13 protein-coding genes are annotated in these 13,710 nt (G+C 62.9%); 6 read left to right on the forward strand and 7 right to left on the reverse strand.

What is annotated here, in order from left to right; genetic code table 11:
• Positions 1-25 precede the first annotated feature (25 nt).
• Complete coding sequence (locus JOE32_RS08230; RefSeq protein WP_057007617.1) at positions 26-361, reverse strand: metalloregulator ArsR/SmtB family transcription factor; 336 nt, start codon at positions 359-361, stop codon at positions 26-28.
• 94 nt (positions 362-455) lie between these two features.
• Between JOE32_RS08230 and JOE32_RS08235 the strand changes: the two genes are divergently transcribed.
• Positions 456-1,319: an MBL fold metallo-hydrolase gene (locus tag JOE32_RS08235; RefSeq protein WP_209983049.1), complete on the forward strand. Its 864-nt coding sequence runs from the start codon at positions 456-458 to the stop codon at positions 1,317-1,319.
• A 40-nt stretch (positions 1,320-1,359) separates the two neighbouring features.
• Here JOE32_RS08235 and bkdR read toward each other — a convergent pair whose 3' ends face one another.
• Positions 1,360-1,848, reverse strand: a complete 489-nt coding sequence (gene bkdR / locus JOE32_RS08240; RefSeq protein ID WP_003234208.1) for a Bkd operon transcriptional regulator BkdR — start codon at positions 1,846-1,848, stop codon at positions 1,360-1,362.
• A gap of 195 nt (positions 1,849-2,043) precedes the next feature.
• Between bkdR and JOE32_RS08245 the strand changes: the two genes are divergently transcribed.
• The 5 genes from JOE32_RS08245 (at position 2,044) to JOE32_RS08265 (ending at position 8,185) form a co-directional block, all read left to right on the forward strand.
• Positions 2,044-3,279, forward strand: a complete 1,236-nt coding sequence (locus JOE32_RS08245) for a 3-methyl-2-oxobutanoate dehydrogenase (2-methylpropanoyl-transferring) subunit alpha (protein ID WP_209983051.1) — start codon at positions 2,044-2,046, stop codon at positions 3,277-3,279.
• A gap of 2 nt (positions 3,280-3,281) precedes the next feature.
• Positions 3,282-4,340 carry an alpha-ketoacid dehydrogenase subunit beta gene (locus JOE32_RS08250; RefSeq protein WP_209983053.1) on the forward strand — a complete coding sequence of 353 codons (1,059 nt, stop codon included), beginning with the start codon at positions 3,282-3,284 and terminating at the stop codon, positions 4,338-4,340.
• Entirely contained in the window at positions 4,341-5,591 is a 1,251-nt protein-coding gene (locus JOE32_RS08255) for a dihydrolipoamide acetyltransferase family protein (RefSeq protein WP_209983055.1), read from the forward strand.
• 4 nt (positions 5,592-5,595) lie between these two features.
• Positions 5,596-6,975 carry a dihydrolipoyl dehydrogenase gene (gene lpdA, locus JOE32_RS08260; RefSeq protein WP_209983057.1) on the forward strand — a complete coding sequence of 460 codons (1,380 nt, stop codon included), beginning with the start codon at positions 5,596-5,598 and terminating at the stop codon, positions 6,973-6,975.
• A 190-nt stretch (positions 6,976-7,165) separates the two neighbouring features.
• Positions 7,166-8,185 (forward strand): branched-chain amino acid aminotransferase, encoded by a 1,020-nt coding sequence (locus tag JOE32_RS08265; RefSeq protein WP_209983059.1) that lies wholly within the window; start codon positions 7,166-7,168, stop codon positions 8,183-8,185.
• A 127-nt stretch (positions 8,186-8,312) separates the two neighbouring features.
• Here the strand turns inward: JOE32_RS08265 and JOE32_RS08270 are convergent, their stop codons facing one another.
• From JOE32_RS08270 to JOE32_RS08290, 5 genes are all read right to left on the reverse strand, one after another.
• On the reverse strand, positions 8,313-9,206 hold the full coding sequence (locus tag JOE32_RS08270; RefSeq protein ID WP_209983061.1) for a GNAT family acetyltransferase: 894 nt from the start codon (positions 9,204-9,206) through the stop codon (positions 8,313-8,315).
• Between the two features lie 355 nt (positions 9,207-9,561).
• The gene (locus JOE32_RS08275) at positions 9,562-10,395 is read right to left on the reverse strand and encodes a TIGR03915 family putative DNA repair protein (RefSeq protein ID WP_209983063.1); all 834 of its coding nucleotides are present in this window, start codon (positions 10,393-10,395) and stop codon (positions 9,562-9,564) included.
• On the reverse strand, positions 10,392-11,612 hold the full coding sequence (locus JOE32_RS08280) for a putative DNA modification/repair radical SAM protein (protein ID WP_057007625.1): 1,221 nt from the start codon (positions 11,610-11,612) through the stop codon (positions 10,392-10,394). The genes JOE32_RS08275 and JOE32_RS08280 overlap by 4 nt, the downstream gene beginning before the upstream one ends.
• Before the next feature lie 100 nt (positions 11,613-11,712).
• Positions 11,713-13,050 carry a SidA/IucD/PvdA family monooxygenase gene (locus JOE32_RS08285; RefSeq protein WP_209983065.1) on the reverse strand — a complete coding sequence of 446 codons (1,338 nt, stop codon included), beginning with the start codon at positions 13,048-13,050 and terminating at the stop codon, positions 11,713-11,715.
• 120 nt (positions 13,051-13,170) lie between these two features.
• A complete protein-coding gene (locus JOE32_RS08290) occupies positions 13,171-13,653 on the reverse strand; it encodes a sigma-70 family RNA polymerase sigma factor (RefSeq protein WP_269325487.1) in 483 nt (160 codons plus the stop codon).
• Positions 13,654-13,710 lie beyond the last annotated feature (57 nt).

Here is a 13,710-nt window from a genome sequence, read left to right on the forward strand (position 1 = left end):
ACACAAGGGTCGCTGCCGGATGGCGTCACGCCCAGCTTTTTATGACCGCGCCGCAGTACAGGCCGGACAGGGTCTTCATCACTTGGATCACTTCGTGGCTGGCCAGCCCGTAGAAGATGTATTTACCTTCCCGACGGGTGGCGACCAACCCTTCGTCCCGCAAAATGCCCAACTGTTGTGACAGCGTCGGCTGGCGCACGCCCGTCTGGGCTTCCAGCTCGCCGACGTTGCGTTCGCCCAGGGTCAACTGGCAGAGGATCAACAGGCGGTCCTCATTGGCCAACGCCTTGAGCAAGGAACAGGCCTTGGACGCCGATGCACGCAATTGGGCGACTTCGCCCTCGCTCAACGTAGATTCCATTTGCCTCGGCTCCTTTATCTCACTTAAGCTCAAAACATTATGTTTAAACGTAAACTGATTGTAACCACTTTTTTCTTCATCGGGGATAGCCGCCATGCCAGCGTTGATTCAAGCCTTTCTGGACGAGGCATCGTCGACCTACACCTACATCGTCTATGAAGCCGAGGGTGGCCCCTGCGCCATTGTCGATTCAGTGCTCAACTACGACCCGGCGTCCGGGCGCACCGATACCGCACAGGCCGACATGGTGATTGCCTTCGTGCGGGCGCATCGCCTGCAGGTGCAGTGGCTGCTGGAAACCCATGCCCATGCCGATCACCTCTCCGCCGCACCGTACCTGCGCCGCATCATGGGCGGCAAGATCGCGATCGGCCAGTCGATCAGCAAGGTGCAGGGCGTGTTCAAGAACCTGTTCAACCTGGAGCCGGAGTTCCGCGCCGATGGCTCGCAGTTCGACCATCTGTTCGCGCCGGACGAAATCTTTCATATCGGCGGCTTGAAGGCCCAGGCGCTGCATGTGCCGGGGCATACGCCGGCCGACATGGCCTACCTGATCGACGACCGCCTGATCCTGGTGGGCGACACCCTGTTCATGCCCGACGTCGGCACCGCCCGCTGCGACTTCCCTGGCGGCGATGCACGGCAGTTGTACGCCTCCATGCGTAAGCTGCTGGCGTTCCCGCCGCACACCCAGCTGTATGTGTGCCATGACTATCCGCCAGAGGGCCGCGAAGCCAGGTGCCTGACCACCGTGTCCGAGCAGCGCGCGGGCAACATCCATGTGCATGACGGTGTGGATGAGGCGACGTTTGTAGCGATGCGCACCACCCGCGACGCCGGGTTGGGGATGCCAACATTGTTGCTGCCGGCGATCCAGGTGAATGTGCGGGCGGGAAATATGCCGCCAGCGGAAGAGAATGGCGTGACCTATCTCAAGATCCCCATCAACAAACTTTGACATGCGATTCAAGCCCCCACCGACATTGTTCAGTGTTGGGTCAGGAACCGAGGCTGATGCCGTTGGCCGGCAGTGGTAACGCCGTCTTGTAGCGCACCTGCTTTAACGCAAAACTCGACCGGATATTGGCCACCCCCGGCACTTTGGTCAGAAAGTCCATCATGAACCGCTCCAGCGCCTGAATCGTCGGCACCAGCACCCGGATCAAGTAATCCGGGTCGCCGGCCATCAGGTAGCACTCCATCACTTCCGGCCGGTCCGAAATCGCCCCTTCAAACTGCTGCAGGGCCAGCTCGTTCTGCTTCTCCAGGCTCACGTGAATGAACACATTCACATGCAGCCCCAGCAGATCGGCATCCAGCAGCGTCACCTGCTCGCGGATCAACCCCTGCTCTTCCATGGCCTTCACCCGATTGAAGCACGGCGTGGGCGACAGGTTGACCGAGCGGGCCAGGTCGGCGTTGGTGATGCGGGCGTTCTCCTGCAGTGCGTTGAGAATGCCGATATCCGTACGGTCCAGTTTGCGCATGAGACAAAATCACCTGTTTATTATGTTTATGCAGTTTTTTTATCCGCAAATGATCGGCAGCGCAACGAAACACAGATAAATATTCTTCTACGCCCCGCCTATGATTGTTGTAGGACAGGATTTCTTCTACCCGAAGACTGACTGTCAGCTAGCGCGCCCACTACAAGAAATTCACAAGATCGAGCGTAGAAAGCCATGAATCAGCCGTATGCACCGCTGCGCCTGCACGTTCCCGAACCCTCGGGGCGACCAGGTTGCAAGACCGACTTCACCTACCTGCGCCTGACCGACGCCGGCCTGGTGCGCAAACCCGCCATCGACGTAGAACCCGCCGACACCGCCGACCTGGCCAAGGGCCTGATCCGCGTGCTCGACGACCAGGGCCAGGCTCTGGGCCCATGGGCCGAAGGCATCCCCGTCGACATCCTGCGCGCGGGCATGCGCGCCATGCTCAAGACGCGCATCTTCGACAACCGCATGGTGGTCGCCCAGCGCCAGAAAAAAATGTCGTTCTACATGCAGAGCCTTGGCGAAGAAGCCATCGGCAGCGCCCAGGCCCTGGCCTTGAACATCGACGACATGTGCTTCCCCACCTACCGCCAGCAAAGCATCCTGATGGCCCGCGATGTGCCGCTGGTGGATCTGATCTGCCAACTGCTGTCCAACGAGCGCGACCCGCTCAAGGGCCGTCAGTTGCCGATCATGTACTCGGTCAGGGATGCCGGCTTCTTCACTATTTCCGGCAACCTCGCCACTCAATTCGTGCAAGGCGTGGGCTGGGGCATGGCCTCGGCGATCAAGGGCGATACCAAGATCGCCTCGGCCTGGATCGGCGACGGCGCCACTGCCGAATCGGACTTCCACACCGCCCTCACCTTTGCCCACGTGTACCGCGCGCCGGTGATTCTCAACGTGGTCAACAACCAGTGGGCCATCTCCACCTTCCAGGCCATCGCCGGCGGTGAAGCCACCACCTTCGCCGGACGCGGCGTGGGTTGCGGCATCGCCTCCCTGCGTGTGGACGGCAACGACTTCATCGCCGTGTATGCGGCGTCTGCCTGGGCCGCCGAGCGCGCGCGCCGTAACCTTGGGCCAACCCTGATCGAGTGGGTGACCTACCGCGCCGGCCCGCACTCCACCTCCGATGACCCGTCCAAATATCGCCCGGCCGACGACTGGAGCCACTTTCCCCTCGGCGACCCGATTGCGCGCCTCAAGCAGCACCTGATCAGGATCGGCCAGTGGTCCGAAGAGGAACACGCGGCGGTCAGCGCCGAACTTGAAGCCGACGTGATCGCCGCGCAAAAACAGGCCGAACAGTACGGCACCCTCGCCGGCGGCCAGATTCCAAGCGCCGCGACCATGTTCGAAGACGTCTACAAAGAGATGCCGGAGCACTTGAAGCGCCAGCGTCAAGCGTTGGGGATCTGACCATGAACGATCACAACAACAGCATCGAAGTGGAAACCGCCATGACCACCACCACCATGACCATGATCCAGGCGCTGCGCTCGGCCATGGACGTGATGCTTGAGCGCGACGACAACGTGGTGGTGTTCGGCCAGGACGTCGGCTACTTCGGCGGCGTGTTCCGCTGCACCGAAGGCTTGCAGACCAAGTACGGCAGCTCGCGGGTGTTCGACGCACCGATCTCCGAAAGCGGCATCGTCGGCGTGGCCGTGGGCATGGGCGCGTATGGCCTGCGCCCGGTCGCCGAAATCCAGTTCGCCGACTACGTCTACCCTGCCACCGACCAGATCATCTCCGAAGCGGCGCGCCTGCGTTACCGGTCGGCTGGCCAGTTCACCGCACCGCTGACCATGCGCATGCCCTGCGGCGGCGGCATCTATGGCGGCCAAACCCACAGCCAGAGCATCGAAGCGGTGTTCACTCAAGTGTGCGGGCTGCGCACGGTGATGCCGTCCAACCCGTACGACGCCAAGGGCTTGTTAATCGCCTCCATCGAAAACGATGACCCGGTGATCTTCCTTGAGCCCAAGCGCCTCTACAACGGCCCGTTCGACGGCCACCACGACCGCCCGGTGACGCCGTGGTCGAAACACCCGCAGGCGCAAGTGCCGGATGGTTACTACACCGTGCCGCTGGACGTGGCCGCCATCGTGCGCCCGGGGTCTGCCGTGACCGTGCTGACCTATGGCACCACCGTGTACGTGTCGCAGGTCGCCGCCGAAGAAACCGGCATCGACGCCGAAGTCATCGACCTGCGCAGCCTGTGGCCGCTGGACCTGGACACCATCGTCAAGTCGGTGAAAAAGACCGGCCGCTGCGTGGTGGTGCACGAAGCCACGCGCACCTGCGGCTTCGGCGCCGAGCTGGTGGCGCTGGTGCAGGAGCACTGCTTCCACCACTTGGAAGCGCCAATCGAGCGCGTCACCGGGTGGGACACGCCCTACCCGCACGCGCAGGAGTGGGCGTATTTCCCAGGGCCGTCCCGCGTGGGCGCGGCGTTGAAACGGGTCATGGAGGTCTGAATGGGCACGCACGTTATCAAGATGCCGGACATTGGCGAAGGCATCGCAGAAGTTGAGTTGTCGGTGTGGCATGTAAAGGTCGGCGACATGGTCGTCGAAGACCAGGTGCTGGCGGATGTGATGACCGACAAGGCGATGGTGGACATTCCCTCGCCGGTGCACGGCAAGGTGATTGCCCTCGGCGGCGAGCCGGGTGAAGTGATGGCCGTGGGCAGTGTGCTGATCAGCATTGAAGTGGAAGGCGCGGGCAATGCCAAAGAGGCGCCGGCCGTGGCTGCAAGCGAGCCCGAGCAGGCCGCGCCGGTGGTCGCCGCCAAACCAGCGCTGGCGGTGACGCAAGCGAAACCCGCAGCAGCGCCGGTGGCCCGTGAAGGCGACGAACGCCCGCTGGCCTCCCCCGCCGTGCGCAAGCATGCGCTGGATGCCGGCATTCAATTGCGCCTGGTGCAGGGTTCCGGCCCGGCCGGGCGAATCCTGCATGAAGACCTCGACGCGTATCTGCAACAGGGTTCGGCGAAGGCTTCCATGGCGTCGAACCCTTACACCGAACGCCACGATGAAGAGCAGATCCCGGTGATCGGCATGCGCCGCAAGATCGCCCAGCGCATGCAGGACGCCACCCGCCGCGCCGCGCATTTCAGCTATGTGGAAGAAATCGACGTGACGGCGCTGGACGAGTTGCGCGTGCACCTTAACGAGAAGCACGGCGCCACCCGCGGCAAGCTGACCCTGTTGCCGTTTATCGTGCGGGCCATGGTCGTCGCGCTGCGGGAGTTTCCGCAGATCAACGCGCGTTACGACGATGAGGCTCAGGTGATTACTCGCTTGGGCGCGGTGCATGTGGGCGTCGCCACCCAGAGCGATGTTGGCCTGATGGTGCCGGTGGTGCGTCACGCCGAGGCGCGCAGCCTGTGGGGCAGTGCGGAGGAAATCGCGCGATTGGCCGCCGCTGCGCGCAACGGCAAGGCCAGCCGTGAGGAGCTGTCCGGCTCGACCATCACCCTCACCAGCCTCGGCGCGCTGGGCGGCATCGTCAGCACGCCGGTGCTGAACCTGCCGGAAGTGGCCATTGTCGGCGTCAACCGCATCGTTGAGCGGCCGATGGTGGTCAAGGGCCAGATCGTGGTGCGCAAGATGATGAACCTCTCCAGCTCCTTCGATCACCGCGTGGTCGATGGCATGGACGCGGCGCAATTCATCCAGGCCATTCGCGGCCTGCTCGAACAACCCGCCAGCCTGTTCCTGGAGTAAGGGCATGACCCAGACATTACACACCACGCTGCTGATCATCGGCGGCGGCCCCGGCGGCTATGTGGCGGCGATTCGCGCAGGCCAGCTGGGCATCCCGACCATCCTGGTGGAAGGCCAGGCCCTGGGCGGCACCTGCCTGAACATCGGCTGTATTCCGTCCAAGGCACTGATCCACGTGGCCGAGCAGTTTCAGCAGACCGAGCATCACAGCCAGGGGTCAGTGCTGGGCATCGAAGTGGCCGCGCCAACCCTGAACATTCAGAAAAGCGTGGAATGGAAAGACGCCATCGTCGACCGCCTGACCAGCGGTGTCGCCGCGCTGCTGAAGAAGCACAAGGTGCAGGTGATCCACGGCTGGGCCAGGGTGGTGGACGGCAAGACCGTCGAGGTCGGCGACCAGCGCATCCAGTGCGAGCACCTGCTACTGGCCACCGGTTCGAAAAGCGTCAACCTGCCGATGCTGCCCATCGGCGGACCGATCATTTCGTCCACCGAAGCGCTGTCGCCGCAACGGGTGCCCAAGCGCCTGATCGTGGTGGGTGGCGGTTATATCGGCCTGGAGCTGGGCATTGCCTATCGCAAGCTGGGGGCGGACGTGAGCGTGGTTGAGGCGCAGGATCGCATCTTGCCGGCGTACGACGCCGAGCTGACGCAGCCGGTGGCCGATTCGCTCAAGCACTTGGGCGTGACGCTGTACCTTCAGCACAGCGTGACCGGTTTTGCCGACAACCGCCTGCAGGTGCGTGATCCGAATGGCGAGACCCTGTCCCTGGACACCGACCAGGTGCTGGTGGCCGTGGGCCGCACCCCCAACACCCGGGGCTGGAACCTCGAAGCGCTGAACCTGGACATGAACGGCGCGGCGATCAACATCGACAGCCGCTGCCAGACCAGCATGCGCAATGTGTATGCCATCGGCGACCTCAGCGGCGAGCCGATGCTGGCGCACCGTGCCATGGCCCAGGGCGAAATGGTCGCCGAACTGATCAGCGGCAAGGCCCGCGAATTCAACCCGGCGGCGATTCCGGCAGTGTGCTTCACCGACCCGGAGCTGGTGGTGGTCGGCAAGACTCCGGAGCACGCCACGGCCGCAGGCCTGGATTGCATCGTGGCAAGCTTCCCGTTCGCGGCCAATGGGCGGGCGATGACACTGGGGTCCAAAAGTGGCTTCGTGCGAGTGGTGGCGCGGCGTGACAACCACCTGATTGTCGGCTGGCAGGCGGTGGGAGTGGGTGTGTCGGAGCTGTCCACCGCGTTTGGCCTGAGCCTGGAGATGGGCGCGCGCCTGGAAGATGTGGCGGGCACCATCCACGCCCATCCGACCCTCGGCGAAGCGATGCAGGAGGCGGCATTAAGGGCATTGGGTCACGCGTTGCACCTGTAAAACCGGAGCGAAGCCATCGCAGGCAAGCCAGCGCCCACCGGGGTAATGCATTCCAATGTGGAAGCTGGCTTGCCTGCGATGGCGATACAGAGGCTGGAGCTGTCCACCCTGTGGCTCCCACACCGGCCAAGAATGCAGTATTGTTGCCACCATCCAGAAAAAACCGACTTGACCAGAGATAGAGGGTGTCATGGGTAACGAAAGCATCAATTGGGACAAGCTGGGTTTTGACTACATCAAGACCGACAAACGTTTTCTCCAGGTCTGGAAAAACGGCGAATGGCAGGAAGGCACCCTGACCGACGACAACGTGCTGCACATCAGCGAGGGTTCCACCGCCCTGCACTATGGTCAACAGTGCTTTGAAGGCCTCAAGGCCTACCGCTGCAAGGACGGCTCGGTCAACCTGTTCCGCCCGGACCAGAACGCTGCGCGCATGCAACGCAGCTGTGCGCGCCTGCTGATGCCGCAGGTGTCCACCGAAGACTTCATCGACGCCTGCAAACAAGTGGTCAAGGCCAACGAGCGGTTCATCCCGCCGTACGGCAGCGGCGGCGCGCTGTACCTGCGCCCGTTCGTGATCGGCACCGGTGACAACATCGGCGTACGTACGGCGCCGGAGTTCATCTTCTCGGTTTTCGCCATCCCGGTTGGTGCCTACTTCAAGGGCGGCCTGGTGCCCCACAACTTCCAGATCTCCACCTTCGACCGCGCTGCGCCACAAGGCACCGGTGCCGCCAAGGTCGGTGGTAACTACGCCGCCAGCCTGATGCCGGGTTCCGAAGCCAAGAAGTCCGGTTTCGCCGATGCGATCTACCTCGACCCGATGACCCACTCGAAAATCGAGGAAGTCGGCTCGGCCAACTTCTTCGGGATCACCCACGACAACCAGTTCATCACGCCGAAGTCGCCGTCGGTGCTGCCGGGCATCACCCGCCTGTCGCTGATCGAACTGGCCGAGACCCGCCTGGGCCTCACCGTGGTCGAGGGCGACGTGTTCATCGACAAGCTGGACCAGTTCAAGGAAGCCGGCGCCTGCGGCACTGCTGCGGTGATTTCGCCGATTGGCGGCATCCAGTACAACGGCAAGATGCATGTGTTCCACAGCGAAACCGAAGTGGGCCCGGTCACCCAGAAGCTCTACAAAGAGCTGACCGGCGTGCAGACTGGCGATGTTGAAGCGCCGGCGGGCTGGATCGTCAAGGTCTGATCCGGCAACACCGCAAAACACTGTGGGAGGGGGCTTGCTCCCGATGGCAATGGGTCAGTCAGCACCTGTATGGACTGACACACCGCCATCGGGAGCAAGCCCCCTCCCACATTTGGTTGCAGCGCTCTCAGGAGGGCGGCGGAATATTCTCGGCAATCTTCTTGCCCATGCTGGTCCTCGGCTCCACGCCATACCCCAGCGCCTCATAGAACCCCACCACGGCCTCATTGCCGCCGCTGATCTGCAGGTTGATCTTCATGCAACCCAGCGCAGTCAACGCCTGTTCCGCATGGCGCACCAGTGAAGAGCCCAGGCCGTGCCGACGATAGTCCGCGAGCACCGCCACCGAATACAACCAGCCGCGATGACCGTCATACCCGGCGAGAATCGTGCCGATCACGATTTTTTTATCCGTCGCCACGAAGAACAAACCGTCGTTGACCGCCAGCTTTTTATCGATGGCCAGGGTTGGCAGGTTATGCGCGGTGTCGTAGCCAAAGGCTTCCCGCCACAACGCCGCCACCTGTGCGCGATGCTGACGGTCGCGATACGGCCCGATGGGGTGGCGCGACGACAGCGCCTTTTCCATCACCAGCGTGCGCTCATTGCCGTGGTAAACGTTGCGTACCGTGTGAAACCCCAGCCGGGTATAGAACGGCTCGGCCGTCAGCGAGGACGGCACACTCAATACCGTTACGCCAGCTTCACGGGCCCGCAGTTCGATTTCGATCATCAGCAGCCGGCCAATGCCCTGCCCTTGCAGCGCCGGGTTGACGAACACCGAACGCACCACATTGCCATCGAGGGCCGCCGTGGCGACGATTGTCTGATCCTGAGTGGCCACCAGCACGACGCGGCGTTCGAGCAGCGCCAGCACCGCCTCGGGACTGAAGTTGCCCGCCACCCGGGCAATCACATCGGCCGGGTAATCCCGCGCATTGCTGCTGTGCAAGGCCGCCAGGACGACCTGGCTGATGCCCACGGCATCGGCGGTTTGGGCGAGGCGAACGGCGGTAGACATGATTCCTCCTGGCTGACGGCGGTTAAGCAAACACCACAATACCAATGTGGGAGCGGGCTTGCTCGCGAATGCGGCGTATCAATCACTGAAGATGTCCATCAATCCAGCGTCTTCGCGAGCAGGCCGCTTTTATCAAGCACACCATAACGTGTTGATTTAAATCCTGAAATTTCAGACAGCCGCATCACTGTGGCGAGCAGGCTTGTCCTGCGTTGGGCTGCGCAGCAGCCCCAAAACCAGACGCTGAGCCGTATCAGGTACACCGCGTTTTGCTTGATTGGGGGCGCTTCGCACCCCAACGCGGGGCAAGCCCGCTCGCCACAGAGCGTGCATATCCAGCAGCCTCCCACGGGTTTTAACCCTGCCCGCTCGAGATGCGTTTACCAGGCTTGGCGCCGATCAAACTGGCCTGCCCATCCTTCTGCTTGCCCGTGCGCGCTTCGGTGATCAGCCCCGGGATCAACTTGCCCTCCGGCAGATTCTTCCAGAACCGGCTCGGAAAGTGCCCTTCCATGACCTTGGGGTTGAGCCGCGCCGGGTTGAAGATATGGCTGTAATAGGTCAGCCACATGGCACTGTGCGGGTCGTCGACATTCTGCGCCAGTTGCTGCCACGCCTCGGGGCACTTGCGTTGATGAATCAACTGCTCGCCGTCGTAATACACCCCATCCAGCGGCGTGGCGATCATCCAGCGGTGGCGGCCCATGCGCCCGATAAAGTGCTGGCTGGCCGAGTGCAATATGTCATGGGCCGGTTCGTGCCAGGCCACGTATTCCGGTAACTGCGGACCCGCCTCGGGCGGCAGCGCGATGAAGCGTACGAACGCGTGCAAATGGTGCGCCTCGCGACTCACCTGCTTGATGCGCCGCTGCAACTCACTGCCCAGTTTGTCGCCGGCAAGCATCGCGGTGCGGTCGCCATGGCTGACCCGCCACAACACCTCGTACAGCAGGCTCCAGCGTTGGTCGCCGTGATAACACGCGGCAGACGCCAGCAGGTCGATCAGCGCCTTGGGAATCCGCGCCTGGAACGGCCCCGGCGAGTCGGGAATGGCCTGGTCGGTGGCAAACAGGTCGGCGACTTCCGTCGCGCCCCAGCTCACCTGACTCGGGTCGACCTGATGACTGAGCAGCCAGCGCGCCTGTTCGCGCCAGGTGCTGAACAGGTTGTCGCATTCCAGGCTGATCATCCCCACAGGCCCATTTGCTGCGGCGCCGGGCGGTCGCGCAATTGCTCGCGCAGCAGCACGCTGGTGCTCTCGGCCTGTTGCGGGTGGTAGTCGCTGGTGATGAAAAACGGCTTGGCCTTGGCCAGCACGCAGCGCATGCGCGCCAGGTCTTCAAAGCGGATCTTGCGTTCGCGGCGCAGGTCGACCAGCCGCTGGGTGGTACGCAGGCCAATGCCCGGGATGCGCGCGATCAGGGTCGGTTCGGCGCGGTTGAGGTCGAGGGGGAAAACTTCGCGATGCTCAAGCGCCCAGGCCAGCTTGGGGTCGATATCCAGCGCCAGGTCGCCGGGGCCAGCAAGCAGCTCGCCGGCGCTGAACCCGTAGCTGCGCAACAGGAAATCCGCCTGGTACAGACGGTGCTCGCGCATCAAGGGTGGCGCGGCCAGGGGCACGCTTTTCGGGCTGTTGGGGATCGGGCTGAACGCCGAGTAATACACACGGCGCAGCTTGAAATTGCCGTAGAGCGCTTCGGCGCCGTGGAGGATGGTGCTGTCGTCGGTGTCGTCGGCGCCGACGATCATCTGCGTGCTCTGCCCGGCCGGGGCAAAGCGTGGCGCGCGGGGTTCGTTGCGCACGGTCTGTTCGCCGGTGTAGATAGTCTGCATGGCCTGCCTGATGGAGACAATCTGCTTCTCTGGCGCCAGGGTGTGCAGGCTGGCTTCGGTCGGCAGCTCGATGTTCACGCTGAGGCGATCGGCATAACGCCCGGCCTCGGCAATCAGGGCCGGGTCGGCGTCGGGGATGGTCTTGAGGTGGATGTAGCCGCGAAAGTCGTGTTCTTCGCGCAGCAGCTTGGCCACCCGCACCAGTTGCTCCATGGTGTAGTCCGACGAGCGGATGATGCCGGAACTGAGAAACAGCCCGCTGACGCAATTGCGCCGGTAGAAGTCCAGGGTCAGGGTGACCACCTCCTCCGGGCTGAACCGTGCGCGGGGCACATCGCTGGAGCGGCGGTTGACGCAGTATTGGCAGTCGTAGAGGCAAAAATTGGTAAGCAGTACCTTGAGCAGCGACACGCAACGGCCGTCGGGCGTATAGCTGTGGCAGATGCCCATGCCATTGGTGGAGCCCAGCCCCGCCTTGCCTTCCGAGCTGCGCTTGGGCGCGCCACTGCTGGCGCAGGAGGCGTCGTACTTGGCGGCATCGGCGAGGATGCTGAGTTTTTCGATCAACTGCATGAAAGGCTACCGATACTGGTTTTTTGTACAGTATCAGCGGCCCAACGGTGTCACAAGTACCGTCTGTAGGAGCGAGCGAACTCGCCCCTGCAAAGGGAGATCAACTGGCGGTGGCCAGCAACAGATCCTGGACCGAGCGGCCTTGACCACGATGACGATCGTTTTCATACAACGAAGTGGCAATCTCATCGGCGCGGATCGGCAGCACTGACAGCAAGGTGTCGCTCAAGCCATGGCTGGCCTGGCTGAACCCCTGGATGTATATGCCCGCCTTGCAACGCTCGTCGGTGACGATGCGGTAGTCGCGCGCCACTTCGAAATCGCCCATGTAGGCGTGCAGCGGCGCCAGCAGTTCACGGTGCATCTGGCGCTCGTAGCCGGTGGCGAGGATCACCGCGTCGTAGTGGCTGACGCTGGTTTCGCCGGTGGCGTTGTCGCGCAGGGCCAGTTCGATGCCCAGGGGGCCGGCGCTGGCTTTCTCGACCACGGTCATGGTGCGGAACGTCTGGCGCGCGATGCCCGAGACTTTCTGGCGATAGAAGATGCCGTAGATGCGCTCGATCAAGTCCAGGTCGACCACCGAATAGTTGGTGTTCTGGTACTCGGCCACCAGCCGCTCGCGCTCCGCACCGACCTGCTGGAACACCAGGTCGGTAAAGGCCGGCGAGAACACTTCGTTGACGAACGGACTATCGTCGGCCGGCTTGAGCGCCGACCCGCGCAGGATCATGTCGACCTGCACCGAAGGGAAGCTGTCGTTCAGGTCGATGAAGGCTTCGGCCGCGCTCTGGCCGCCGCCGATCACCGCGATGCGCATCGGTTTGCCCTCGACGCACGGTTGCTGGGCCATGCGCGTCAGGTACTGGGAATGGTGGAAGACGCGGCCGTCATCCTTGAGCGCCTTGAACGCATCAGGCACTCGCGGTGTGCCGCCGGCGCTGACCACCACCGCACGGGTGGTGCGCACGTGCTGCTCGCCTTGTGTATCACGGGAGATCACGCGCAGCGCCTCGACCTGCTGCTGGTGCAGGATCGGTTCGATGGCCAGGACTTCCTCGCCGTAGTTGGCCTGGCCCTGAAACTGCCCCGCCACCCAACGCAGGTAGTCGTTGTACTCCATGCGGCACGGATAGAAGGTGCCCAGGTTGATGAAGTCCACCAGACGGTCGTGGGCCTTGAGGTAATTGACAAAGGAATAGGGGCTGGTGGGGTTGCGCAGGGTGACCAGGTCCTTGAGGAAGGAGATCTGCAGTTCACTCTGGGTCACCAGGGTATTGCCGTGCCAGCGGTAGTCGGCCTGCTTGTCGAGAAACAGCACGTCCAGTTTACCCTGGGCTTTTTCACGCTCCTGCAGGGCGATGGCCAGCGCCAGGTTCGAAGGGCCGAAACCGATACCGATCAGGTCGTGAACCGCGGGCGAAGCAATTGCCTGTGTCATTCCAGTGTCCTCTGGATAAGCCCCTTGGCGGACGGGGCGGGAATACCGTCAAGGCCTGAACAACAGGCCGTGTGTTGATAGGAAACGAGGACAGTGAAATAAAATTTAACTAACAGCTGATCAGTGCGCGTCCCACTCGCGCATGCGCACGCGGCAGTGCTTCATGGCGTTGACGATGTGTTTTTCCACCAGCGCGCGGGAAATGCACAGGCGCTCGGCGATCTGCAGGTGGGACAAACCGTCGAGCTTGCGCAGCAGGAAACTGTCGCGGCAGGCGCTCGGCAACTCGGCCAGGGCGCGTTCGAGCATGTCCAGGCGCTGGGCCTGATCGTGAGTGGCATGGGGCGAGCCGCTGGCGAAACGCTCCTCGCTGTCGAGCACCTCCAGTGGCTCGACCTGGCGCAGGGCGTTGCGCCGGTGGCCGTCGATCACCAGGTTCAGCGCGGTGCGGTACAAAAATGCGCGGGGCTGGTCGATGGGCGTGTCGCTGGTGCGCTCCAGCACTCGCACGTAAGCGTCATGCACCACATCTTCGGCCACCTGACGGTTGCCCAGCTTGGCGTTGAGGAAACACACCAGCTCGCGATAGTAGTTTTCCAACATGACTCCCGTCCGTGTCGCGCAGCGATAAGACTCTTGAATAAGAACACCCCTGCAGAC

Source organism: Pseudomonas sp. PvP025 (assembly GCF_017832155.1).
GTDB lineage: Bacteria > Pseudomonadota > Gammaproteobacteria > Pseudomonadales > Pseudomonadaceae > Aquipseudomonas.

Coding starts and splice junctions, on each gene's coding strand:
- JOE32_RS08230 (WP_057007617.1), bottom strand. CDS start 361: ATGGAATCTACGTTGAGCGAGGGCGAAGTCGCCCAATTGCGTGCATCG.
- JOE32_RS08235 (WP_209983049.1), top strand. CDS start 456: ATGCCAGCGTTGATTCAAGCCTTTCTGGACGAGGCATCGTCGACCTAC.
- bkdR (WP_003234208.1), bottom strand. CDS start 1,848: ATGCGCAAACTGGACCGTACGGATATCGGCATTCTCAACGCACTGCAG.
- JOE32_RS08245 (WP_209983051.1), top strand. CDS start 2,044: ATGAATCAGCCGTATGCACCGCTGCGCCTGCACGTTCCCGAACCCTCG.
- JOE32_RS08250 (WP_209983053.1), top strand. CDS start 3,282: ATGAACGATCACAACAACAGCATCGAAGTGGAAACCGCCATGACCACC.
- JOE32_RS08255 (WP_209983055.1), top strand. CDS start 4,341: ATGGGCACGCACGTTATCAAGATGCCGGACATTGGCGAAGGCATCGCA.
- lpdA (WP_209983057.1), top strand. CDS start 5,596: ATGACCCAGACATTACACACCACGCTGCTGATCATCGGCGGCGGCCCC.
- JOE32_RS08265 (WP_209983059.1), top strand. CDS start 7,166: ATGGGTAACGAAAGCATCAATTGGGACAAGCTGGGTTTTGACTACATC.
- JOE32_RS08270 (WP_209983061.1), bottom strand. CDS start 9,206: ATGTCTACCGCCGTTCGCCTCGCCCAAACCGCCGATGCCGTGGGCATC.
- JOE32_RS08275 (WP_209983063.1), bottom strand. CDS start 10,395: ATGATCAGCCTGGAATGCGACAACCTGTTCAGCACCTGGCGCGAACAG.
- JOE32_RS08280 (WP_057007625.1), bottom strand. CDS start 11,612: ATGCAGTTGATCGAAAAACTCAGCATCCTCGCCGATGCCGCCAAGTAC.
- JOE32_RS08285 (WP_209983065.1), bottom strand. CDS start 13,050: ATGACACAGGCAATTGCTTCGCCCGCGGTTCACGACCTGATCGGTATC.
- JOE32_RS08290 (WP_269325487.1), bottom strand. CDS start 13,653: ATGTTGGAAAACTACTATCGCGAGCTGGTGTGTTTCCTCAACGCCAAG.